This is a genomic window from Duganella sp. AC237, from assembly GCF_979254035.1.
In genome coordinates this window covers 1,807,949-1,828,359 of record NZ_CEEDEW010000003.1, presented here as the reverse complement: position 1 = coordinate 1,828,359, position 20,411 = coordinate 1,807,949, and the positions used below count along the sequence as shown (strand labels likewise).

Below are 20,411 nucleotides of genomic sequence, written 5' to 3'. Positions count from 1 at the left end.
TCCCGGAATCGGTCCGTGTGTAAATTCGTTCCTTGGTAAGGATGAACATTAACGCAGCAAAGCGAGCTCCGAGTGTTGTACTTTGCAGGACAACTTTACAGAAGGAAAAGACGAAATCATGACAAACCAAGTCGGCATAGATATGAACAACGATGCGGATGGCGATGACCTGCTGCAATACAATCCCAACCGTCTGCTCGATACCCTGATCGAAAACCTGCGGTTGAAAAACGACGCGGCCCTGTCGCGCGCGTTGGAAGTGGCACCGCCAGTGATCAGTAAAATTCGCCACCACCGCCTGCCGGTGGGCGCTTCGCTGCTGATCCGCATGCACGAAGTAAGCGATCTGAGCATCCGTGACCTGCGTTACTTGATGGGCGACCGCCGCAACAAGTTCCGCATCAGCGATAAGCAGTTCAAACCAAAGGAAGGCGAACCAGGCCAGGGCCAGGGTTAAGTTTTAACCCGGCGCTGACCTGTAGCGTTTTACCCTTGTATCCCTCCCCCCTCTTGCAGGGGCGAGGGATACATCTTTTTGCGCGCCCGTTTTATGCTGGAAACACGCCGGTCGACAGATAGCGATCGCCGCGGTCGCAGACGATGAACACGATGGTCGCATTTTCGACCGTTTGCGAAATGCGCAACGCGATCTCACAGGCGCCCGCCGCCGAAATACCACAGAAAATACCCTCTTCCGCGGCCAGCCGCCGCGCCATGCGTTCGGCCGACGCCTGCGACACCGCCTCGACCTTGTCGACGCGCGTGCGGTCGTAGATCTTCGGCAAGTAGGCTTCCGGCCATTTGCGGATGCCGGGAATCGACGAGCCCTCTTCCGGCTCGGCGCCGATGACCTGCACGTCCGGATTCTGCTCCTTCAGATAACGCGACACGCCCATGATGGTGCCGGTGGTGCCCATGGCGCTGACGAAATGGGTGACGCGGCCGTCGGTGTCGCGCCAGATTTCCGGACCGGTGCCCTCGTAGTGCGCGCGCGCGTTGTCCTGGTTGCCGAACTGGTCGAGGATGATGCCCTTGCCATCTTTTTGCAGTTGCTCGGCCATGTCGCGCGCGTATTCCATGCCGCCGGTCTTGGGCGTGAGCATGATCTGCGCGCCGTAGGCGGCCATGCTCTGGCGCCGCTCGATGCTCAGGTTCTCAGGCATTAGCAGCAACATTTTGTAGCCGCGCAACGCCGCCGCCATCGCCAGCGCGATGCCGGTGTTGCCGCTGGTCGCTTCGATCAGCGTATCGCCGGGTTTGATGTCGCCGCGCTCCTCGGCGCGCTTGAGCATCGACATGGCGGCGCGGTCCTTGACCGAACCAGCCGGGTTGTTACCTTCGAGCTTGCCGAGAATAATATTGTTGCGGGCGACCGCATCCGCGCCGGGCAGGCGGGTCAGCTGCACCAGCGGTGTATTGCCGATCGTATCTTCCAGAGTCTTGTAAGCCATCGTGTTCAATCTTCAGTGGGTTTCGCCAAAACATGCATTTTAATCCGACTTGCCGTTGCGCGTATTGCAAGACCTGGCCGCGCCCCTGCCTGAGGAGGTAAAGTGCCGGAAGTCTTTGGACTGGAGCGGCCGCATGCGCTAGACTTGCATCATCGCTGCATCGCACCACGCCGTGCCGACCACTCTTACACCACTCGACCGCCATGTCCACCTCACCGCTTGAAATGCTGCCCGACACCACCCCGGAACCGCACGCCGCCGCGCTGCCGGCCGACCTGGAAAGCCGCCGCCACCAGATGTTCCCCACGTTGTCCGACAGCGACATCAAGCACATGCTGCGCTTCGGCCACGTGCGCCATTTCAGCGACGGTGAAAAAATCGCCGAGGCGGGCAAGAGCAGCTACGGCATGCTGCTGGTGCTCAAGGGCGGCGTCGCCATTACCCGCTTCGACGGGCTGGGCAACACTTCCTATATCACCACGCACACGCCGGGCCAGTTCTCCGGCGAAGTGGCGCAGCTGTCGGGCCGCCCGGCGCTGGGCAACGCCAACGCCGTCGGCGAGGTCGAGGTGCTGGTGGTGCCGCCCGAATCGCTGCGCGCGCTGCTGGTCGCGCACGCCGACTTGGGCGAGCGCATCGTGCGCGCGCTGATCCTGCGCCGCGTCGGCCTGATCGAACAGAACTCGGGCGGCCCGGTCATCGTCGGCCCGCGCGGCCACGGCCGCATCCACACCCTGCAAAGCTTCCTGGCCGCCAACGGCCATCCGTACAGCGTGCTCGATCCGGAGGTGGACCAGCAGGCGACGGAATTGATGGAACACTACCAGCCAAAACCCGATGAACTGCCGCTGGTGGTCTGCCCGGATGGCGTGGTGAAGAAAAATCCGACCACGGTCGATATCGGCCGCTGCCTCGGCATGCTGCCGGAACTGCCCGCCGACAAGGTGTGGGACGTGATCGTGGTCGGGGCCGGCCCATCCGGACTGGCGACGGCGGTGTACGCCGCGTCCGAAGGCCTGTCGGTGCTGGCGCTGGAGACCCGCGCCTTCGGCGGGCAGGCGGCGGCCAGCGCCCGCATCGAAAATTACCTCGGCTTCCCGACCGGCGTCTCCGGCCGCGCGCTGGCCGGCCGGGCCTACGTGCAGGCGCAGAAATTCGGCGTCGAAATCGCCATCCCGGCCCCCGCTGGCCGACTGATTTGCGATACCTATCCGCTGCAGGTGGAAATGTGCGGCAGCCTGCAGAAACTGCAGGCCAGGACCGTGGTGCTGTCGTGCGGCGCGCGCTACCGCCGGCCGTCGCTGGCCAACCTCAAGCAGTTCGAGGGCAAGGGGATTTATTACTGGGCCTCGCCGATCGAGGCCAAGCTTTGCAAGAGCGAGGAGATCGTGCTGGTCGGCGGCGGCAACTCGGCCGGCCAGGCGGCGGTGTTCCTGGCGGCGCACGCCTCCAAGGTACATATGCTGATCCGCAAGGACAGCCTGTCGTCGACGATGTCGAGCTATCTGATCGAACGCATCCAGGCCACGCCGAACATCGAACTGCACACGCACTCGGAAATCATCGCGCTCGAAGGCGACGAGGATGGCTTGAAGCAGGTGCGCATCCGCAATTCGAAAAGCGAGGAGGAATGCGATTACGATGTCTGCCGCGTGTTCCTGTTCATCGGCGCCGATCCGAACACCGGCTGGCTGGAGGAATGCGGCGTCGACGTCGACGGCCACGGTTTTATCCGCACCGGTTTCGACGTCACCAAGGCGCAGTGCAAGGCCAACTTCGACAAGGGCGTGTACCCGCGCGAGATGCCGGCCCGCGCCGCGCTCGAGACCAGCGTGCCGGGCGTGTTCGCCATCGGCGACGTGCGCGCCAGTTCCACCAAACGCGTCGCGGCGGCGGTGGGCGAAGGCGCGGCGGTGGTGTCGCAAATCCACGCCTTCCTGGCCAATCTGCCGGCCGATAAACGCTAGCGGATTGGCGGATCGAGCACAGGGCTTCCCGGCCAGTTAAACCACGGCGGCGCTGAACGACTCGGGCCGCCGCGCTAGCAGGAGGGACAGCCGTTGAAGACCCGCCCGCAAACGTCCACGGTCCTTGATGCTACCCAGCGAGATCCGGATCGCGTTCACGGATACGCCGCCCGTGGCGAATGCCTCCGCCGGCGTGACCGCGATGCCTTCGCTGTCGGCGGCACGCGCCAGCTGCGAGGAGTTCCAATACGCCGGCAATTCGAGCCAGACATGCAGGCCGTCTCCGGCGCCGCTGTACCGCCCCGCCAGAATATCCCGCGCCATCCGGTGGCGCAGGCGCGTCGGGCGTCCAGTATTCCGAACATCGGCTCGAGCCATTTGGCGCCGGCGTTACGGTCGGAGTCGCTCCCTCCGCCCAAGTGGTACGTCATCAGCATTTGATTATCCGCCCTCATCAAGACCTGAGACAAACCTTGTTTCAGCATGTCGTCGAAGTCCACGCCGTCCGGCGGTGGCGGGGTATTCATGCCCAGGTCGAGGATCGAGGTCCATTCGACTTTCGGCGCCGCCACATACGTGCCCCGGGCGCCGCGCCCCTCCAGCAAGTTGCGGCGCCTGGCTTCGTCGTAGGCGCGCGTGATCGTCGTCAGGTCGACGCCCAGCTGCGCCGCCAACTGGCGCTGCGGAGGGAGGCGGTCACCCGGTTTCAGCGATCCGTCCACCACCGCCGCCTGCAACGCATCCGCAATCTGCAAAAACCGTGGCCCTTTGTTCCCGGCCAGACGCGGCAACCAGATTGGCAAACTTTCATCTTGTATGGTTTTCGGCTGGGACATTTTGCCTCTATGTATGGATATTGTTTTTAGGTAGTATGCCTTACGATAGATAGTGGCATAGCCTGGAAATACCCAAAATGATCGATTGGATCCCTGTAGTCTTCGTTATCTTCAAGTTTCTCGTGCTCGGTATCGGCATGTACTTCGCCATCAAGTGGCATTACGACCAAGGGAAAAAGAACAAAGAGAAGCGCGCGGTGCTGCGCGCGGGCGGCAAGGTGGCCGCCATCTTCTTGCTATCGCTGCTGGCACTGGGGTTGGTCATCTTCGCCCTTATCAAGATGCTCGGCATGGACTTGAACTTCCCATGAAGGGAAGTCCAGGCGAATAGCATTAGCGGACGCCGGCCTTCTCCAACTGCTCGATCTCGACATCGCCGTCGTCCACCAGCCGCTCCCACCCTTCGAACTTGCCCATGCCGCGCGTGCGGGCAATCGACAGCAGCAGGCTTTGTCCCGGCGCCTGGCGCTCCGGCTGCAACTGGTACACCTGATCGGCGAACGCCTGCGCCGGCGTGACGATCGTCCATCCCATATCGACGAACTGCTGGATCACATCCTTCAACCACAGCGCGTTGATCAGGTTGTGATGCTGTAGCAGCACCTGCGGAATATCCCGCCCTTCCAGCTTGCGCGACAAATCACGATAGGCGATCGCCCGCTGTTTAACGTGCGCCAGGTAGGCCCGCTTGACCGGCTCGATGTCCGCCTTGGGATTGGCCCGCAATACTTCGTTGAGCTTCGCGTCCAGGCGCCAGTCGCTGGTGTCCAGGCTCACATAGCCATTGCGGTAGCCCTGCTCCTTGAGGAAGCTTCGCATGCCGTCGCGCTTCTCCGGCGTGTTCCCCTCGCGCAGATAGGTGAAGCGGAACCACTGTCGATATCCCGGCAAGGTGGACGTGATGCGGTCGCAGTCGAGGATCTCACGCTGGTACTGCGCCAACGTCACTTTGGCTGAATTCAAATCCGGATGCGTCATCGTGTGGTTGCCCAGCACATGGCCGGCATCGCCCCAGGCCTTGGCCAGCGCATAGCCGGCCGGCTTGGTGGCGCCGAAGTCGCAGGTGACAAACAACGCCGCCGATACCTTGTGCGCGGCCAGCGCGTCGAGCATGGCCTGGTTGCGCTGCTGCGGCGACATCAACGGCGTGTCCTCCAGCTGCGGCCCGTCGTCGAAGGTGAATGCCACCGACTGCGCTTGCGCCGCGCAGATGCCAGCGAGTGCCATTATCGCGGCCACGGCGGTTAAGCGAATCCGATGACGAAGTGTTACCAGCATATTTTCTCCTTAAGGGCGATTTAATCGAACGCCGAGCTCATCCATGCCAGAATGAAAGCCGAGGTAACACGTATGGCCTCAACGTCCCATTTGTTTCCTCGACATCATACTTCAACCATCCGAGGACAAAATGCGACTTCCACTCATCCCCCCGAACGAACTGAGCCCCGAACAAAAAGACCTGTACGACAGCATGCGCAAAGGCATCGCCAGCAACTTCAACGCCTTCAAGGTCGAACGCGAAGACGGCGCCCTGATGGGCCCCTGGAATCCGTGGCTGCACGAGCCGGGCATCGGCAAGGCGATCTGGGACCTGACCCTGGCCATGACCGCGAACGCCGTCCTGCCGGACAATGTGCGCCAGATCGCGATTCTCGTGGTTGGCGCCCGCTATAACGCCGCCTATGAACTGTACGCGCACGTCGCCGTCGCCGAGAAGGCCGGCATGTCGGCCGAGCGCCTGGCAGCGCTGGTGGCGGACCTGAAGCCGGTCGACCTGTCGAAGCAGGAGAACGTCGCCTTCGATTTCTCGTACGCGCTCAGTCGCGGCGGCACGCTGCCGGAGCCCCTGTACCGGCTCGCGATCGACACCTTCGGCCAGCATGGCACCAACGAGTTGATCTACCTGGTGGGCCTGTACGCGCTGGTATCGACGACGCTGAACGGCTTCAACGTGCCGGTGCCGGAACGTGAATAAGCGCGATACCGGCACGCTGCCCGACAGCCGGCTCAAGCCCGCCAGCGCGGGTCCATCGGAGTTCGGCAGCGTCGCCCTGGTGCTGCAAGGCGGCGGCGCGCTGGGCGCCTACCAGGCCGGCGTCTACGAACGCCTGCTGGAGAGTGACATCGAGCCGCATTGGCTGTCGGGCATTTCGATTGGCGCCATCAACAGCGCCATCATCGCCGGCAACGCCCGGGAAAACCGGGTCGCGCGACTGCGCGAATTTTGGGAGCTGGTCAGCGATGGCGGCCCTCCCGGCGCCAGCTGGAGCGGGCTGGCGCTGGCCGACGCGACGCGGGCCTGGGTCAACCAGCTCGCCGCAGGCAGCGCGTTCGTGCGCGGTGTGCCGGGCTTTTTCGAGCCGCGCATGCCGTCCTTCGGGTTTGGCAGCGGCAGCGGCGCCACCAGCTTCTATGACACCTCGCCGTTGCGCGCCACCCTCGAACGCCTGGTGGACTTCGATCGCATCAACGCGCGCGAGACACGGCTCAGCGTCGGCGCGGTGAACGTCCGCACCGGGAACTTCGCCTACTTCGACAACGCCACCGAGCACATACGGGTCGAGCACATCATGGCAAGCGGTGCGCTGCCGCCGGCCTTCGACTCAGTGGAGATCGATGGCGAAAAGTACTGGGATGGCGGCATGGTGTCGAACACGCCGCTGGAATGGGTGCTGTCCAACAGCTCGGGCCTCGACACGCTGGTCTGGCAAGTCGATTTGTGGAGCGCCCATGGCGAACTGCCACGCGACATGGCCAGCGTCGCCACGCGCATGAAGGAGATCCAGTATTCCAGCCGCACCCGCATGGCGACCGACTCACTGCGCAGGGTGAAAAAACTGCACACCGCGCTGAGCGAACTGTTGGCCGTCATCCCGGCGGACATGGCGGCCAGCCCGCAAGCAAAGCTGCTGGCGGCGGCAGGCGATCCAGCCCTCTACAACATCGTCGAACTGGTCTACCGTTCGGCGACTTACGAAGGCCAGTACAAGGATGTGGAGTTTTCCCGCAGGACGATGAACGAGCATTGGCAGGCCGGCTACAAGGACGCCGACACCACGCTCACGCACAAGGAAATCCTTCAGCTGCCCAGCATCGACGACAATCCGGCCGTCTTCGATTTCCTCACGAAGCCGGCTTAGCTTCCTTGAGGCGCCGCAGTTGCGCCGCCTGGTAGGCGCCGAAGGCGTCGTTGAACAGGCAGCGTATCAGCGGATCGTCGACGATGTCCGCGTCGGCCGGCGCACCCGTGATCCGCATATACATCGACGTCAGCGATTCCCCCAGTGCCAGGCCGGCGTACAGCTTGGCGATGGGGATTTCGGTCTGCCATGACGGTGCTTCCCCGTGCCCCGCCGCAGCGATGCTGTCGCCATGGATGCGGTAGCGGTACTGCCGTACACCACCGGCGTGATCGTAGACCGACAGTTGCCAGACGCATGGCGTCTCGAAGTAGCTGTCGGGTGGTAGTTCCATCTCCCGGTATTTGTCGAGCAAGCCCACGCCGCAGTAGTCCAGCACCAGCGCGGTTTGTGCGTCTGTCAGCGGCGCGAAATGACTGGCGATTTCGGAAGTCGGCGGCGGCGTGATATCGGCGTCGTATTGATAGTCGACGTCCTGTTCGCCGACCGGCAGCACCCATGGCAGCGGTGCGGCTGGCGTTAGCGCTTGCGACGTCAATTCCATCGCGACGGAGGGATTGAGGCGGACGATGCGTGCATCCGGCAGCCAGGCGCTGATTTCTTGTTCAAACTGGCGGTAAGTGATCGGGAACAGCGCGTGGTTGTACCAGGACCATGGCTCCTGAACGAACTGGCAGGAGCTGGGAACGACGTAGCGCGGTGCGAGTGCGCGCAGCTGCCCGGGCCATTCCTCCGGAAGCTCCGGCTGGCCGCCCCCGGCGCGCGATGGCGCGATCACGTCGATTTCGCGCATGGTCTGGAAGGGCCACAGCACCATGTCCCAAGGCGCGAAGGCCGTGAGCTGTTCCAGCGTCTCCGGGTCCATCCACGAATCGACGACGTTCAGCACATTCAAGCCGCCGGCGCGGATGTGAAACATCGAATCGACATCGGCGTCGAGCGCCCTGCGCGGAATCACTTCGATCGCGCCAACCTGCACCGGCACATCCACCGCCAGCGCGCGCACGTCGCTGAAACCCAGCTCGCGTATCATCGCGAACAGTTCATCGAACAGGCAGTAAAGATAGATCGGCGTGGCGCGCGGCAGCAGGTCCAGGCTCTCCATCGAACAATGGTCGTCGTGGAAGTGCGAGATGAACACCGCGTCCGGCGTGAGCTTCCTGATCTGTTCAAGGTCGAAGCGCACGGCGGGAAAGGCGTGGCAGTTGCGGCTGAACGGGTTTTCGAAAATCGGATCGAACAGTATCTGCGTGCCTTCGTGCTCGAAGACATAACCCGCGTGGAGTATCCTGGAAATCTTCAGGGGCGACATGTGCGGACTCCAATCAAAATGTCGCGCTATCTTACCAGACATAAAAACGCAAAAGCCCGCAGCGCGGGGCTGCGGGCTTTTGCTGGCGTGACAGATTTATTTGCCGGCTGCGGCGACTGGCGTGGAGCTCGCTTTGGGAGCGGCTTTGTCGGCTTTGGGTTTGGCGGCGGCGGCCGTGGCGCCCTCTTTCGACTTGCCGTTCACCAGCAAACCGGCCTCGGACAGCTTGGCGGCGTTCTTGCCGCCGACGCCTTTGACGCGCTGTTCAAAGTCGGCCCAGTCCTTGAACTCGCCTTTTTTTCGTTCTTCGAGAATGGCGGTGGACTTGGCGGGGCCGATCCCCTTGATCGAATCGAGCGCGGCTGCGTCTGCTTTGTTGGCATCGACTTGTGCGAACGCAAAGCTCATCGTGGCGGCCAGCGTGGCAATACCCAGCATTAGTTTTTTGAACATGTCTGTCTCCGTGGTTGGTGTCGAGCAAGGGCGGAAATCGCACCTTGAATACCCTTAACGGGTGGGGACCCAATCCCGGTTGACGCTGTTCGTATGAGCTAGATCAAACGCCGAGGCCCGCGTCGAACAATTCTTCGCGCGTAACTGTTGCCGTGCCGAGCTTGCCGACGACGATGCCGCCGGCGCGGTTGGCCGTTTGCACCGCTTCGTTCCAGCCCGCGCCCGCGCCCAGCATGCACGCCATCGTGGCGATGACGGTGTCGCCCGCGCCCGAAACGTCGAACACTTCGCGCGCCTGCGCCGGCATGTGGAACTGGTCGTTCTCGGTGTACAAGGTCATGCCCTCTTCCGAGCGCGTGAGCAGCAAGGCGTCCAGCTTCAATTCCGCGCGCAGTTGCTGCGCCTTGGCCGTCAGTTGCTCTTCGCTGTTCCAGCTGCCGACGATGCGCTTCATCTCCGATTTGTTCGGCGTGAGCACGGTGGCGCCGCTGTAGCGCGAGAAGTCGTCGCCCTTCGGATCGACCATCACCACTTTGCCGGCAGCGCGCGCGGAGGCGATCATGTCGGCCACGTTCACCAGGCTGCCCTTGGCGTAGTCCGACAGGACAATGACGTCGTAGTCGGCCAGCAGCGCCTTGAACTGCAGCAGTTTGTCGCGCAGGACGGTGTCGGTCGGCGCTTCTTCAAAATCGATGCGCACCATTTGCTGTTGGCGGCCGATCACGCGCAGCTTGATGATGGTGGAAATGGCGCTGTCGCGTTTCAGGTAGCTGTGGATGCCGCCGCCTTGCAGCAGCTGTTCCACTTCGGTGCCCGCTTCGTCGGCGCCGACCACGCCCAGCAAGCCGGCGTGCGCGCCCAGCGCGGCGGCGTTGCGCGCCACGTTGGCGGCGCCGCCCAGGCGCGCTTCGCGCTTTTCGATGCGCACGATGGGGACCGGCGCCTCCGGCGAAATGCGGCTGACGTCACCGAACCAGTAGCGGTCAAGCATGACGTCGCCGACGACCAGGATGCGCACCTTGTCCAGTGCGGGGGATTGAAAAGCGGTGACGGAAGTACTCACATGGTCCTCTGATTTATTCTTAATTCATGACGTTCAGTTCTTCGGTGCGGCGCGGCGGGTAGGTCTCCCACCGGCTGCATCCAGGGCACTGCCAGTAGAACTGGCGCGCCTTGAAGCCGCAATGGCTGCACTGGTAGCGCGCCAGCTTTTGCGTGTAGCCATGCACCAGGTTCTTCACCATCGACAGTTCCGACACCACGCTCGCCGGCGCATCGACCAGGCGCGCTTCCAGCAGCTTGTCCAGTCCCAGCAACGTCGGCGTGCGGCGCAGCTCATTGACCACCAGGTCCTTGGCGGCATCGAGGCCGTCCAGCTCCAGCACCGCCTTGTACACGACCTCCAGCAAGTCGATCGACGACGCCTGCTCCAGGTAGGACTTGATCAGATTGACGCCTTCGAGCGGGCGGCCGACCTTGCGGTAGCCGTCCATCATGCGCTGCGCCACCAGCGCGGTGTGCGGCACGCTGATTTGCTCGACGCGGCGCCACGTCATCAACGCGCCCTCGACATCGTCCTTGGCCAGCTGCGCGTCGCCGATCAACAGGGTCGCGCGCACGTTGACACGGTCGGCCTGCAGCGATTTTTCCAGCAGCGGCAGCGCATCCTCGGGATGCAGGTGCACCAGCGCGTCCTGCGCCAGCTCGCAGTAGAACTGCGCGATTTCCTTCTGGCGCGATCCCGCGCCCGATTCCTGCAGGCCGATGGCCGCTTCGATGGCGCGCGGCCATTCCTTCTCGCGCTGGAAAATCTCCAGCAGCGCGCGCCGCGCCGGCACCGCGTACTGGCTGTGGATCAGGCGATTGAAGGTTTCCTCGGCGCGGTCCAGCAGGCCGGCCTTCAGGTAGTCCATACCCAGCTCGTATTCCGCGTGCTCCTTCTGCTCCTGCGGCAGGTCGGGACGCGACAGCAAATTCTGGTGGACGCGGATGGCGCGTTCGGTCTCGCCACGGCGGCGGAACAGGTTACCGAGGGCGAAGTGCATGTCGGCCGTTTCCGGGTCCATGCGCACGATCTCGATGAACGCGTCGACCGCCTTGTCCGGCTGGTCGTTGAGCAGGAAGTTCAATCCCTTGAAATAACCGCGCGGCAGCGAGCGCGATTCGGACACCAGCTGGCGGATGTCGACGCGCGCGGCGATCCATCCCATGCCGAAGAAGAGCGGGATGCCCAATAACATCCAGAGTTCAAATTCCATGCTTGTTCTTGTCGTTGGTAGTGGTGCTTATTGTGTGGTGACGCCATCGGGCTGCGGCTGCGCGTTGACCTGCTGCGCCGACGATTGCAGCGTCGTGATGGTGGTTTTGTGTTTGTTCGTTTCGCGGCGGTGGCGGAACACGGTCGGCGTGAGCGCCAGCACGCCAAGGACGGCGCCGGCGACGAAGAAGCCGAGCAGCATCAGCACCAGGGGTCCGCGCAGGTCATAGTGGAGGAAAAAGTGCAGATCGACTTCCTGCGTATTTTTCAGGGCAAAGCCAAAAAACAAGACGAATAGGACGATTCCAATGAGGGTGGATACGAATTTCATCAGCCTGGTTCCTGTTCTCAATTTCTAAGAGCGCCAGTATGGCACTAGTCACCAAATACTACAAAAAAAGCGCAAAAAAAGCGCGTAAAAAAAAGCGGCATCCGAGGACGCCGCTTTCTTGTCAAACCATCAGACGCTTCAGTCCTCGATGATCGGTTGCCCGACCATCGCGTCGACCCGCTCGCGCAATTGCTTGCCCGGCTTGAAGTGGGGTACCCGTTTTTCGGGCACCATCACTTTATCGCCCGACTTCGGATTACGTCCGATACGCGGTGGCCGGCTATTCAGAGCAAAACTGCCAAAACCGCGGATCTCGATGCGCTGACCGGTCGCCAAAGCGTTGGTCATCGCATCCAGAATGGTCTTGACGGCATACTCCGCATCTTTGGCCACCAGCTGAGAATAACGCTCAGCCAGGCGGTTGATCAACTCGGACTTAGTCATCGACTAGTTCTTAGTTCTTGTTATCGAACTTGGCTTTCAACAGCGCGCCCAGGCTGGTGGTGCCCGAAGCTGCGTTGTTGTCGGTAGCGGCCATTTTCTGCATCGCTTCCTGGGTCTCGACGTTGTCTTTGGCTTTGATCGACAGCTGGATCGAACGCGCTTTGCGGTCGATGTTGATGACCAGGGCTTCGACGGAGTCGCCAACCTTCAGGTGCGTACCGGCATCTTCCACGCGGTCGCGGGAGATTTCGGAAGCGCGCAGGTAGCCTTCGACTTCTTCGGACAGTTGGATCACGGCGCCTTTAGGCTCAACCGATTTCACGGTGCCGGTGACCAGCGCGCCCTTGTCGTTCATGGCTGCGAAGTTGTTGAACGGATCGCCTTCCAGTTGCTTGACGCCCAGGGAAACGCGCTCGCGCTCAACGTCGATGGCCAGAACGATGGCTTCCAGCTCGTCACCTTTCTTAAAGCGACGAACAGCTTCTTCGCCGGTTTCGGTCCAGGACAGGTCCGACAGGTGTACCAGGCCGTCGATGTTGCCGGCCAGGCCGATGAACACGCCGAAGTCGGTGATCGATTTGATCGCGCCACGGACTTTGTCGCCCTTCTTGTGGGTCACGCCGAAGTCATCCCATGGGTTCGCTTTGCACTGCTTCATGCCCAGCGAAATACGGCGACGCTCTTCGTCGATTTCCAGAACCATGACTTCAACTTCGTCGCCCAGTTGGACAACTTTGTTTGGAGCGACGTTCTTGTTGGTCCAGTCCATTTCCGACACGTGGACCAGGCCTTCGATACCCTGCTCGACTTCAACGAACGCGCCGTAGTCGGTGAGGTTGGTGACTTTACCGAACAGACGGGTGCTTTGTGGGTAACGACGGGACAGACCGGTCCATGGGTCGTCGCCCAGTTGCTTCACGCCCAGCGAAACGCGGTTCTTTTCCTGATCGTACTTCAGGACTTTGGCGGTGATTTCCTGGCCAACGGTCAGCACTTCCGATGGGTGACGCACACGACGCCATGCCAGGTCCGTGATGTGCAGCAGGCCGTCGATACCGCCCAGATCCACGAACGCGCCGTAGTCGGTGATGTTTTTGACGACGCCGGTCACGACCGTGCCTTCTTTCAGCGTTTCCATCAGTTTCTGACGCTCTTCGCCCATCGAAGCTTCGATGACGGCGCGGCGGGACAGAACGACGTTGTTACGCTTGCGGTCCAGTTTGATGACCTTGAATTCGAGGGTCTTGCCTTCGAACGGGGTGGTGTCCTTGACTGGACGGGTGTCGACCAGCGAACCCGGCAGGAACGCGCGGATGCCGTTGGTCAGAACGGTCAGGCCGCCCTTGACTTTGCCGTTGACGGTACCGACGACGATTTCGCCCGATTCCATCGCTTTTTCCAGTGCCAGCCACGAAGCCAGACGCTTGGCTTTGTCGCGCGACAGGATGGTGTCGCCGAAACCGTTTTCGAGCGACTCGATCGCCACGGAAACGAAGTCGCCTACTTTGACTTCCAGTTCGCCGTGGTCGTTTTTGAATTCTTCAACTGGGATGAATGCTTCCGATTTCAGGCCGGCGTTGACGATCACGAAGTTGTGATCCAGACGAACGACTTCAGCCGAGATCACTTCGCCCGAACGCATGTCTTGACGCGACAGGGATTCTTCGAAGAGGGCTGCAAAACTTTCCATATTAGACATTGTGACTTCCAGGTTGCCAACAAGGCTCGCGAATGCGACTTCAGTTGGGTTAAGGTTGATCAAAGTCCCGCAAGTGAATTAGTGAGTAACTACTAACTCTTCCTGCCGGACCCGCCTTTGCTACATTTTCAGTGAGGCTTGCCCACTGCCGCATACCACTGCAACACCTGTTCGACCGCTTGATCAGCGGTCATATTGGATGTATCCAGCACATGCGCCCCTTCCGCTGGCACCAGCGGCGCGATGGCCCGGTGGGTATCCCGGTCGTCCCGCGCCTGCAAATCCATCAGTAGGTCTTCCATCTTAGCAGAAATTCCCTTGCCAATCAATTGCTTATAACGACGATCGGCCCGAGCAGCTACCGAGGCGGTCAAAAACACCTTCAACACCGCGTGCGGGAAGATCACCGAGCCCATGTCGCGCCCGTCCGCCACCACGCCGGGCGCCTTGCGGAAGCCCAGTTGCAGCCCCACCAGCGCATGGCGCACGGTCGGGAATGTTGCAATTTTGGAAGCGGTATTGCCCACCTCTTCCGCCCGGATGGCGTCGGTGACGTTTTCCTGCGACAAAATAATGTCCCCGCCCTGAAAACTGCATTGCAGGTGTTCGGCCAGCTTGGCCAGCGCGTGTTCGTCGTTCAGGTCGGTGCCACGGCGCAGGGCCGACAGCGCCGTCAAGCGGTACAGGGCGCCCGAATCCAGGTAATGGAAGCCGAGCTTATCGGCAACGCGGTGCGCGACGGTGCCCTTGCCGGATGCGGTGGGGCCGTCGATGGTGATGACTGGGATTTGGGGTGTGACCATTTTATTCAGTTATTTATTTTGCAATCGCGGCAAACGCCGAGAAGTATTCAGGGAAAGTCTTGCCGACGCACTTGGGATCGTTGATGCGCATCACGTTGCCCTTGCGCGCGGCCCCGTCCAGCGACACCAGCGAGAAGCACATCGCCATGCGGTGGTCGTCGTAGGTGTCGATGGTGGCGGCCGTGATGGTCGACGGCGGCGTCACCTTTATATAGTCAGGCCCCTCCTCGACGATGGCGCCGACCTTGCGCAGCTCGGCCGCCATGGCCGCGATGCGGTCGGTCTCCTTCACCCTCCAGCTGGCGATGTTGCGCAGGGTGCTGGTGCCGTCGGCGTACAGCGCCGCCACCGCGATGGTCATGGCGGCATCGGGAATGTGGTTGAAATCGGCGTCGATGGCTTTGAGCACGCCGTTCGACTTCGCTTCGATCCAGTTGTCGCCCATGGTGATCTGCGCGCCCATCTGCTCCAGCGCGGCGACGAAACGCACGTCACCCTGAATACTATCGCGGCCCACGCCTTCGACGCGCACGGGACCGCCGGCGATGGCGCCGGCCGCCAGGAAGTACGACGCCGACGAGGCGTCGCCCTCGACGTGGATGGTGCCGGGCGACTGGTAGACCTGGCCCGGCTGCACGGTGAACGCGCTCCAGCCGTCCTGCTCGACCTTCACGCCGAAGCGGCGCATCAGGTTCAGGGTGATCTCGATGTAGGGCTTGGAGATCAGTTCACCTTCGACGGCTATGGTGATCGCGTGCTCTTTGGCCATCAGCGGCGCCACCATCAGCAGCGCGGTCAGGAACTGGCTCGAGACGTTGCCGCGCACCGACAGGCGCTGCGCGTGGATCTTGCCCTGCTTGATGTGCAGCGGCGGGAAGCCGGGATTGCCGGTGTATTCGACGTCGGTGCCGGCGGCGTTGAGCGCGTCGACCAGGTCGCCGATCGGACGCTCGTGCATGCGCGGCACGCCATGCAGTGTGTAATCGCCGCCGATGACGGCCAGCGCGGCGGTCAGCGGACGGATCGCGGTGCCGGCGTTGCCCATGAACAGATCGGCCGATTTATTCGGCAGCACGCCCGCCACGCCCTTGACGTGGTGGATGGTGCCGTTGGCGGTTTTCTCCTCGGTCCACTGCACGCCCAGCGAGCGCAAGGCCGCCAGCATGACGGCCGTGTCGTCGGAGGCCAGCAGGTCGACGATGGCGACGTCGCCCTGCGACAGCGCCGCCAGCAGCAGGATGCGGTTGGAGATCGACTTCGAGCCTGGCAGGCGCACCGCGCCCTCCACATGCGCGACCGTCGCCAGGTCGATATATTCGTGGGTCATACTGTTCCTTGTTCTGCTGTCTAATCAGCTTTATTCTGCTTTGTCTTTTGACGGCGGCGCTTCGGCCGCCTCGATCGCGGTGATCCACTGATGGCGGGCGCGCTGGGCGTTGCCGTACACGCTTTCCAGCGCGGCGCCGTCACCGGCGGCCAGACGGGCGCGCAGTCCCGTCAATTGTGCCAGATAGGCGTCCAGCTCCGTCAGCAGCGCCGACTGGTTGGCCAGGCTGATGTCACGCCACATTTCCGGCGACGATCCCGCGATCCTTGTGAAATCGCGAAAACCGCTGGCCGCATACTGGAACAGTAAATCCGCATGCGGCTTGTTGGCGATGTCGTCCACCAGGGCGTATGCCAGCAAATGCGGCAGATGGCTCACGGCGGCGAACACCTTGTCATGTTCTTGCGGCGACAGGCGATGGATGACGGCACCGCAGGCGCGCCAGGCGGCGGCCACGCGTTCCACATCTTCCGCCGCGTTTTCGTCGAGCGCCGTCAGCACCACCTTCTTGCCGACATACAGATCGTCGATGGCCGCCTCGGGACCATTGGTTTCGCGGCCGGCGATGGGATGACCCGGCACGAACTGCGCCACCTTGCCACCCAAAGCGCGGCGCGCGGCCGCCACCACGTCGGACTTGGTGCTGCCGGCGTCGGTGACCACGGTGCCCGCTTGCAGGTGCGGCGCGATGGACGACAGGATCGCTTCGGTCTGCGCAACCGGCGCGGCCAGCAGCACCAGGTCCGCGCCCCTCAATGCCTCGGCCATGCCCTCGTCGCCGGCACCACCGATGACGTCGATGATGCCCAATTCCCTGGCGCGCGCCAGCGAGGCCGCCGAACGGCCCATGCCGACCACGCTACCGACGGCGCCGGCCTTCTTCAGCGAACGCGCGAACGATCCGCCGATCAGGCCCACGCCGAAAATGACGACTTTGTTCAACATGCCCTACTCCGCCAGCGCCTTGGTCAGCGCGGCGATCAGGACCGCGTTTTCCTGCGGCAGGCCGATGGAGACGCGCAGCCATTCCGGCAGCCCGTAGTTGCCGACCGGGCGCACGATCACGCCCTGCTTCAGCAACGACAGGTTGACGCGCGAGCCGGCCGCCGGATCGTTGCCGACCTTGACCAGCACGAAGTTACCGTACGACGGCACGAACTCCAGTCCCAGCTGCGTGAACGCCTCGGTGAACTGCTGGTAGCCGGCGGCGTTGTTGGCCGCGCTGCGCTTGAGGAAGTCCTTGTCGTTCAGCGCCGCGATGGCCGCCGCCTGCGCCATCGAGTTGACGTTGAATGGTTGGCGGATGCGGTTCATCAGGTCCGTCAGCGCCGGCTGCGCGATGCCGAAACCGACGCGCAGGCCCGCCAGGCCGTAGGCCTTGGAGAACGTGCGCGACACCAGCAGGTTGGGATACTTCTTGACCCACTCGGCCGATTCGAACTGGTTTTCCTCGGCCAGGAATTCGTTGTACGCCTCGTCCAGCACCACGACCACATTGGCCGGCACCTTGTCCAGGAAGGCCTGGATGTCGGCGGCCGGGATGAAGGTGCCGGTCGGGTTGTTCGGGTTGGCGATGAAGACCAGGCGCGTCTCGGCGTCGATGGCGGCCAGCATGGCCGGCAGGTCATGGCCGTAGGCCTGGGCCGGCACCACGATGTGGCGCGCGCCGACGCCCTGGGTCGCCAGCGCGTACACGGCAAACGAGTACTGCGAATAGACGATGGCCTGGCCGCGCTCGACGAAGGCGTGGGCGGCGATTTCCAGGATGTCGTTGGAGCCGTTGCCCAGCGTGATCCAGTCGGCCGGCACGTCGTAGCGCTTGGACAGCGCCGCCTTCAGCTCGAAGCCGTTGGCGTCCGGGTAGCGACCCAGGTCGGTGGCGGCGGCGGTCATCGCCTGCACCGCCGATTCGGGCACGCCGAACGGGTTTTCGTTCGACGCCAGTTTGACGATCGACGCTTCATCGAGGCCGAATTCGCGCGCCACTTCGGCGATCGGTTTGCCGGCCTGGTAAGGGGCGATGGCTCTGACGTATTCTGGTCCGTAGTTCTTGGTCATGTTCTGTCTCTGTTTTAGTTAGGTCAGGCTCACGGGATACGATCCCAGCACCTTGAAGAAAGCGGCGTTGCTCTGTAACTCGTCCAGCGCCTTGGCCACGGATTCGTTCTGGATGTGGCCTTCGACGTCGACGTAGAAATAGTATTCCCAGTTGCCGTTACGGGCCGGACGCGATTCGAAGCGGGTCATCGACACGTTGTTCTGCGCCAGCGATCCAAGCAGGCGATACACCGAACCGGCGCGGTGTGGCGCGGCCAGCGCCATCGAGGTGCGGTCCTTGCCCGACGGGCCGGTTTGTAGGTGACCGATGACGGCGAAGCGCGTGCGGTTGTGCGGGTCGTCCTGGATGTTGGCCTTGACGGTGCCGAGGCTGTAGCGCACGCCGGCGCGCTCGCCGGCGATGGCGGCGATCGAGTGGTCGTCGCGCGCCATGCGGGCCGCTTCGGCGTTGGACGATACGGCGCGGCGTTCGACGTCCGGGTAGTTATTGTTCAACCAGATCTGGCACTGCGCCAGCGCCTGCGCATGGGCGCAAATGGCGGTGACGCCGTCCATGTTGCCGGTGCCGGTCAGCAGGCTGTGACGCACGGCGATGGCCACTTCGCCGCTGATCGTCAGCGGGGTGTGCAGCAGCAGGTCGAGCGTGCGGCCGATCGCGCCCTCGGTAGAATTCTCGACCGGGACCACGCCAAATTCAGCGGTGCCGGCCTCGGTGGCGCGGAACACTTCGTCGATCGACGAGCAGGCCAGCACGTCGACGGCGGTGCCGAACTGCTGGTAGACCGCCTGTTCGCTGTAGGTGCCGGCCGGGCCGAGGAAGGCGACGGTGACGCGCTTTTCCAGGGAACGGCAGGCGGACATGATCTCGCGGAAGATGGTTTGCATCTCCGTGTTGCCCATCGGGCCGGGATTGCGGTCGGCCACGCCGCGCAGCACCTGCGCTTCGCGCTCGGGGCGGAACACCGGGGCGTTGGTTTCGGCTTTGACGTGGCCGACTTCCTGCGCCACCTTGGCGCGGCGGTTCAGCAGGTCGAGGATTTGCGCGTCGATGGCGTCGATTTGTTCACGCAGGGGTGTGAGTTTGTCTGTCATGGCGTTTTCAGGTCATTGCAGGCGGCAGCAGATTTCCTGCCGGCGAATTCGTTCAAGTAATCCACGAGCGCCTGTACGCCCTCGATCGGCATCGCGTTATAGATCGATGCGCGCATGCCGCCGACGGACTTGTGGCCCTTGAGCTGCAGCAGGCCCCGCGCCTTGGCGCCGGCCAGGAATGCCTCGTTCTGGCTTTCGTCCTTCAGGTAGAACGGGATGTTCATGCGCGAGCGGCTTTCCTTCGCCACCCTGGTCTGGTAAAAATCGTCGACGTCGAGCGCCTTGTACAGCAGCTCCGCCTTGGCGATATTGACCTTTTCCATGGCGGCGACGCCGCCGTTCTTCTTTAGCCACTGGAACACCAGGCCGGCGATGTAAATGCCGTAAGTGGGCGGCGTGTTGTACATCGAGTCGTTGTCGGCGACCAGCTTGAAGTCGAACGCCGACGGGCATGCCGGCAGCGCCTTGCCCAGCAAATCCTCGCGCACGATGACGATGGTCACGCCGGCCGGGCCGATGTTCTTTTGCGCGCCGGCGAAAATCACTCCGTACTTGGAGACGTCGATCCGGCGCGACAAAATATGCGACGACATGTCGGCCACCAACAGCACGTCCGGCTGCGCCGCCGGCACGCCGGCATCGAAGTCGAACTCGATGCCGTCGATGGTCTCGTTGGTGCACATGTGGACGTAGGCCGCGCCGGGGGTGAGCTTCCACTCCGACTGCGGCGGCACGCCGGTGGTCGACGATGCGGCGATGTTGACGTTGGCGTATTTGGCGGCTTCCTTGATGGATTTGCCCGACCACGAACCGGTATGGATGAAATCGATGGTTGCTGGTTGTGGCTTGTGGCCAACCAGATTCAACGGAATGATGGCGTTCTGGGACAAGCCCCCGCCCTGCATGAACAAGATCTTGTAATTGTCCGGTACTGCCAGCAGCTCGCGCAGGTCGCGCTCGGCCGCCTTGTAAATCGAGATAAACTCCGGTCCGCGGTGGCTCATCTCCATTACCGACATGCCGCTGCCATGCCAGTCCAGCATTTCGGCGGCGGCTTGTGCCAGCACTTCCTTCGGAAGTACGGCAGGGCCGGCGGAGAAGTTATAGATGTGAGTCACTGTGGATCCTTTTGTATCGCTTTAAAAATGACAACGGGGCCAGTCTTATTGTCGCATTAATCCGCGAAATAAACCCTGGCCCCGCCGGCCCCGGTCCGATACTGCGGCCGGGGCTTTGTTTGC

At 62.6% G+C, this 20,411-nt stretch carries 20 protein-coding genes and 1 pseudogene; 5 read left to right on the top strand and 16 right to left on the bottom strand.

Features of this window, described 5'->3' with window-relative positions; genetic code table 11:
* Window positions 1-118: 118 nt before the first annotated feature.
* Window positions 119-457, top strand: a complete 339-nt coding sequence (locus AC0IYS_RS08520; RefSeq protein ID WP_090315555.1) for a hypothetical protein — start codon at window positions 119-121, stop codon at window positions 455-457.
* Window positions 458-548: 91 nt separating this feature from the next.
* Here AC0IYS_RS08520 and cysM read toward each other — a convergent pair whose 3' ends face one another.
* Window positions 549-1,451, bottom strand: coding sequence for a cysteine synthase CysM (gene cysM, locus AC0IYS_RS08515; RefSeq protein WP_471704750.1), 903 nt, complete (start codon window positions 1,449-1,451; stop codon window positions 549-551).
* A 203-nt stretch (window positions 1,452-1,654) separates the two neighbouring features.
* Between cysM and AC0IYS_RS08510 the strand changes: the two genes are divergently transcribed.
* Entirely contained in the window at window positions 1,655-3,418 is a 1,764-nt protein-coding gene (locus AC0IYS_RS08510; RefSeq protein ID WP_471704749.1) for an FAD-dependent oxidoreductase, read from the top strand.
* A gap of 36 nt (window positions 3,419-3,454) precedes the next feature.
* Here the strand turns inward: AC0IYS_RS08510 and AC0IYS_RS08505 are convergent.
* Window positions 3,455-4,254, bottom strand: a pseudogene (locus AC0IYS_RS08505) (GntR family transcriptional regulator).
* Window positions 4,255-4,331: 77 nt separating this feature from the next.
* Between AC0IYS_RS08505 and AC0IYS_RS08500 the strand changes: the two are divergent.
* Complete coding sequence (locus AC0IYS_RS08500) at window positions 4,332-4,565, top strand: hypothetical protein (RefSeq protein ID WP_471704748.1); 234 nt, start codon at window positions 4,332-4,334, stop codon at window positions 4,563-4,565.
* A gap of 22 nt (window positions 4,566-4,587) precedes the next feature.
* Here AC0IYS_RS08500 and AC0IYS_RS08495 read toward each other — a convergent pair whose 3' ends face one another.
* Window positions 4,588-5,481: a polysaccharide deacetylase family protein gene (locus AC0IYS_RS08495; RefSeq protein ID WP_471704747.1), complete on the bottom strand. Its 894-nt coding sequence runs from the start codon at window positions 5,479-5,481 to the stop codon at window positions 4,588-4,590.
* A gap of 181 nt (window positions 5,482-5,662) precedes the next feature.
* Between AC0IYS_RS08495 and AC0IYS_RS08490 the strand changes: the two genes are divergently transcribed.
* The gene (locus tag AC0IYS_RS08490; RefSeq protein ID WP_471704746.1) at window positions 5,663-6,229 is read left to right on the top strand and encodes a carboxymuconolactone decarboxylase family protein; all 567 of its coding nucleotides are present in this window, start codon (window positions 5,663-5,665) and stop codon (window positions 6,227-6,229) included.
* The gene (locus AC0IYS_RS08485) at window positions 6,222-7,394 is read left to right on the top strand and encodes a patatin-like phospholipase family protein (protein WP_471704745.1); all 1,173 of its coding nucleotides are present in this window, start codon (window positions 6,222-6,224) and stop codon (window positions 7,392-7,394) included. The genes AC0IYS_RS08490 and AC0IYS_RS08485 overlap by 8 nt, the downstream gene beginning before the upstream one ends.
* Here AC0IYS_RS08485 and AC0IYS_RS08480 read toward each other — a convergent pair.
* From AC0IYS_RS08480 to serC, 13 genes are all read right to left on the bottom strand, one after another.
* Window positions 7,378-8,706, bottom strand: a complete 1,329-nt coding sequence (locus AC0IYS_RS08480) for an MBL fold metallo-hydrolase (protein ID WP_471704744.1) — start codon at window positions 8,704-8,706, stop codon at window positions 7,378-7,380. The two genes, AC0IYS_RS08485 and AC0IYS_RS08480, sit on opposite strands and share 17 nt — an antisense overlap.
* 96 nt (window positions 8,707-8,802) lie before the next feature.
* Window positions 8,803-9,159 carry a ComEA family DNA-binding protein gene (locus AC0IYS_RS08475; protein ID WP_471704743.1) on the bottom strand — a complete coding sequence of 119 codons (357 nt, stop codon included), beginning with the start codon at window positions 9,157-9,159 and terminating at the stop codon, window positions 8,803-8,805.
* Between the two features lie 103 nt (window positions 9,160-9,262).
* On the bottom strand, window positions 9,263-10,222 hold the full coding sequence (gene rfaE1, locus AC0IYS_RS08470; protein WP_471704742.1) for a D-glycero-beta-D-manno-heptose-7-phosphate kinase: 960 nt from the start codon (window positions 10,220-10,222) through the stop codon (window positions 9,263-9,265).
* A gap of 19 nt (window positions 10,223-10,241) precedes the next feature.
* Window positions 10,242-11,417, bottom strand: coding sequence for a lipopolysaccharide assembly protein LapB (lapB, locus tag AC0IYS_RS08465; RefSeq protein ID WP_471704741.1), 1,176 nt, complete (start codon window positions 11,415-11,417; stop codon window positions 10,242-10,244).
* Between the two features lie 27 nt (window positions 11,418-11,444).
* Window positions 11,445-11,747, bottom strand: a complete 303-nt coding sequence (locus tag AC0IYS_RS08460; protein WP_090315586.1) for a LapA family protein — start codon at window positions 11,745-11,747, stop codon at window positions 11,445-11,447.
* 138 nt (window positions 11,748-11,885) lie between these two features.
* On the bottom strand, window positions 11,886-12,191 hold the full coding sequence (locus AC0IYS_RS08455) for an integration host factor subunit beta (protein WP_008446215.1): 306 nt from the start codon (window positions 12,189-12,191) through the stop codon (window positions 11,886-11,888).
* 10 nt (window positions 12,192-12,201) lie between these two features.
* Window positions 12,202-13,881 (bottom strand): 30S ribosomal protein S1, encoded by a 1,680-nt coding sequence (rpsA, locus tag AC0IYS_RS08450; RefSeq protein ID WP_020705490.1) that lies wholly within the window; start codon window positions 13,879-13,881, stop codon window positions 12,202-12,204.
* Between the two features lie 137 nt (window positions 13,882-14,018).
* On the bottom strand, window positions 14,019-14,693 hold the full coding sequence (gene cmk, locus AC0IYS_RS08445) for a (d)CMP kinase (RefSeq protein ID WP_471704740.1): 675 nt from the start codon (window positions 14,691-14,693) through the stop codon (window positions 14,019-14,021).
* Window positions 14,694-14,706: 13 nt separating this feature from the next.
* Window positions 14,707-16,020 carry a 3-phosphoshikimate 1-carboxyvinyltransferase gene (gene aroA, locus AC0IYS_RS08440; RefSeq protein ID WP_471704739.1) on the bottom strand — a complete coding sequence of 438 codons (1,314 nt, stop codon included), beginning with the start codon at window positions 16,018-16,020 and terminating at the stop codon, window positions 14,707-14,709.
* Between the two features lie 30 nt (window positions 16,021-16,050).
* Window positions 16,051-16,965 carry a prephenate dehydrogenase gene (locus AC0IYS_RS08435; RefSeq protein WP_471704738.1) on the bottom strand — a complete coding sequence of 305 codons (915 nt, stop codon included), beginning with the start codon at window positions 16,963-16,965 and terminating at the stop codon, window positions 16,051-16,053.
* 3 nt (window positions 16,966-16,968) lie between these two features.
* Entirely contained in the window at window positions 16,969-18,078 is a 1,110-nt protein-coding gene (gene hisC, locus AC0IYS_RS08430; protein WP_471704737.1) for a histidinol-phosphate transaminase, read from the bottom strand.
* Window positions 18,079-18,096: 18 nt separating this feature from the next.
* Window positions 18,097-19,170: a prephenate dehydratase gene (pheA, locus tag AC0IYS_RS08425; protein ID WP_471704736.1), complete on the bottom strand. Its 1,074-nt coding sequence runs from the start codon at window positions 19,168-19,170 to the stop codon at window positions 18,097-18,099.
* Window positions 19,167-20,288 (bottom strand): 3-phosphoserine/phosphohydroxythreonine transaminase, encoded by a 1,122-nt coding sequence (serC, locus tag AC0IYS_RS08420; RefSeq protein ID WP_471704735.1) that lies wholly within the window; start codon window positions 20,286-20,288, stop codon window positions 19,167-19,169. The genes pheA and serC overlap by 4 nt, the downstream gene beginning before the upstream one ends.
* Window positions 20,289-20,411 lie beyond the last annotated feature (123 nt).

Excerpts from the sequence above, each read along its gene's own strand:
- AC0IYS_RS08480 (WP_471704744.1), bottom strand. The coding sequence starts at position 8,706 with ATGTCGCCCCTGAAGATTTCCAGGATACTCCACGCGGGTTATGTCTTC.
- AC0IYS_RS08520 (WP_090315555.1), top strand. The coding sequence starts at position 119 with ATGACAAACCAAGTCGGCATAGATATGAACAACGATGCGGATGGCGAT.
- AC0IYS_RS08435 (WP_471704738.1), bottom strand. The coding sequence starts at position 16,965 with ATGTTGAACAAAGTCGTCATTTTCGGCGTGGGCCTGATCGGCGGATCG.
- cmk (WP_471704740.1), bottom strand. The coding sequence starts at position 14,693 with ATGGTCACACCCCAAATCCCAGTCATCACCATCGACGGCCCCACCGCA.
- lapB (WP_471704741.1), bottom strand. The coding sequence starts at position 11,417 with ATGGAATTTGAACTCTGGATGTTATTGGGCATCCCGCTCTTCTTCGGC.
- AC0IYS_RS08510 (WP_471704749.1), top strand. The coding sequence starts at position 1,655 with ATGTCCACCTCACCGCTTGAAATGCTGCCCGACACCACCCCGGAACCG.
- cysM (WP_471704750.1), bottom strand. The coding sequence starts at position 1,451 with ATGGCTTACAAGACTCTGGAAGATACGATCGGCAATACACCGCTGGTG.
- AC0IYS_RS08460 (WP_090315586.1), bottom strand. The coding sequence starts at position 11,747 with ATGAAATTCGTATCCACCCTCATTGGAATCGTCCTATTCGTCTTGTTT.
- rpsA (WP_020705490.1), bottom strand. The coding sequence starts at position 13,881 with ATGGAAAGTTTTGCAGCCCTCTTCGAAGAATCCCTGTCGCGTCAAGAC.
- AC0IYS_RS08495 (WP_471704747.1), bottom strand. The coding sequence starts at position 5,481 with ATGGCACTCGCTGGCATCTGCGCGGCGCAAGCGCAGTCGGTGGCATTC.
- AC0IYS_RS08455 (WP_008446215.1), bottom strand. The coding sequence starts at position 12,191 with ATGACTAAGTCCGAGTTGATCAACCGCCTGGCTGAGCGTTATTCTCAG.
- AC0IYS_RS08500 (WP_471704748.1), top strand. The coding sequence starts at position 4,332 with ATGATCGATTGGATCCCTGTAGTCTTCGTTATCTTCAAGTTTCTCGTG.
- hisC (WP_471704737.1), bottom strand. The coding sequence starts at position 18,078 with ATGACCAAGAACTACGGACCAGAATACGTCAGAGCCATCGCCCCTTAC.
- AC0IYS_RS08475 (WP_471704743.1), bottom strand. The coding sequence starts at position 9,159 with ATGTTCAAAAAACTAATGCTGGGTATTGCCACGCTGGCCGCCACGATG.
- pheA (WP_471704736.1), bottom strand. The coding sequence starts at position 19,170 with ATGACAGACAAACTCACACCCCTGCGTGAACAAATCGACGCCATCGAC.
- AC0IYS_RS08490 (WP_471704746.1), top strand. The coding sequence starts at position 5,663 with ATGCGACTTCCACTCATCCCCCCGAACGAACTGAGCCCCGAACAAAAA.
- aroA (WP_471704739.1), bottom strand. The coding sequence starts at position 16,020 with ATGACCCACGAATATATCGACCTGGCGACGGTCGCGCATGTGGAGGGC.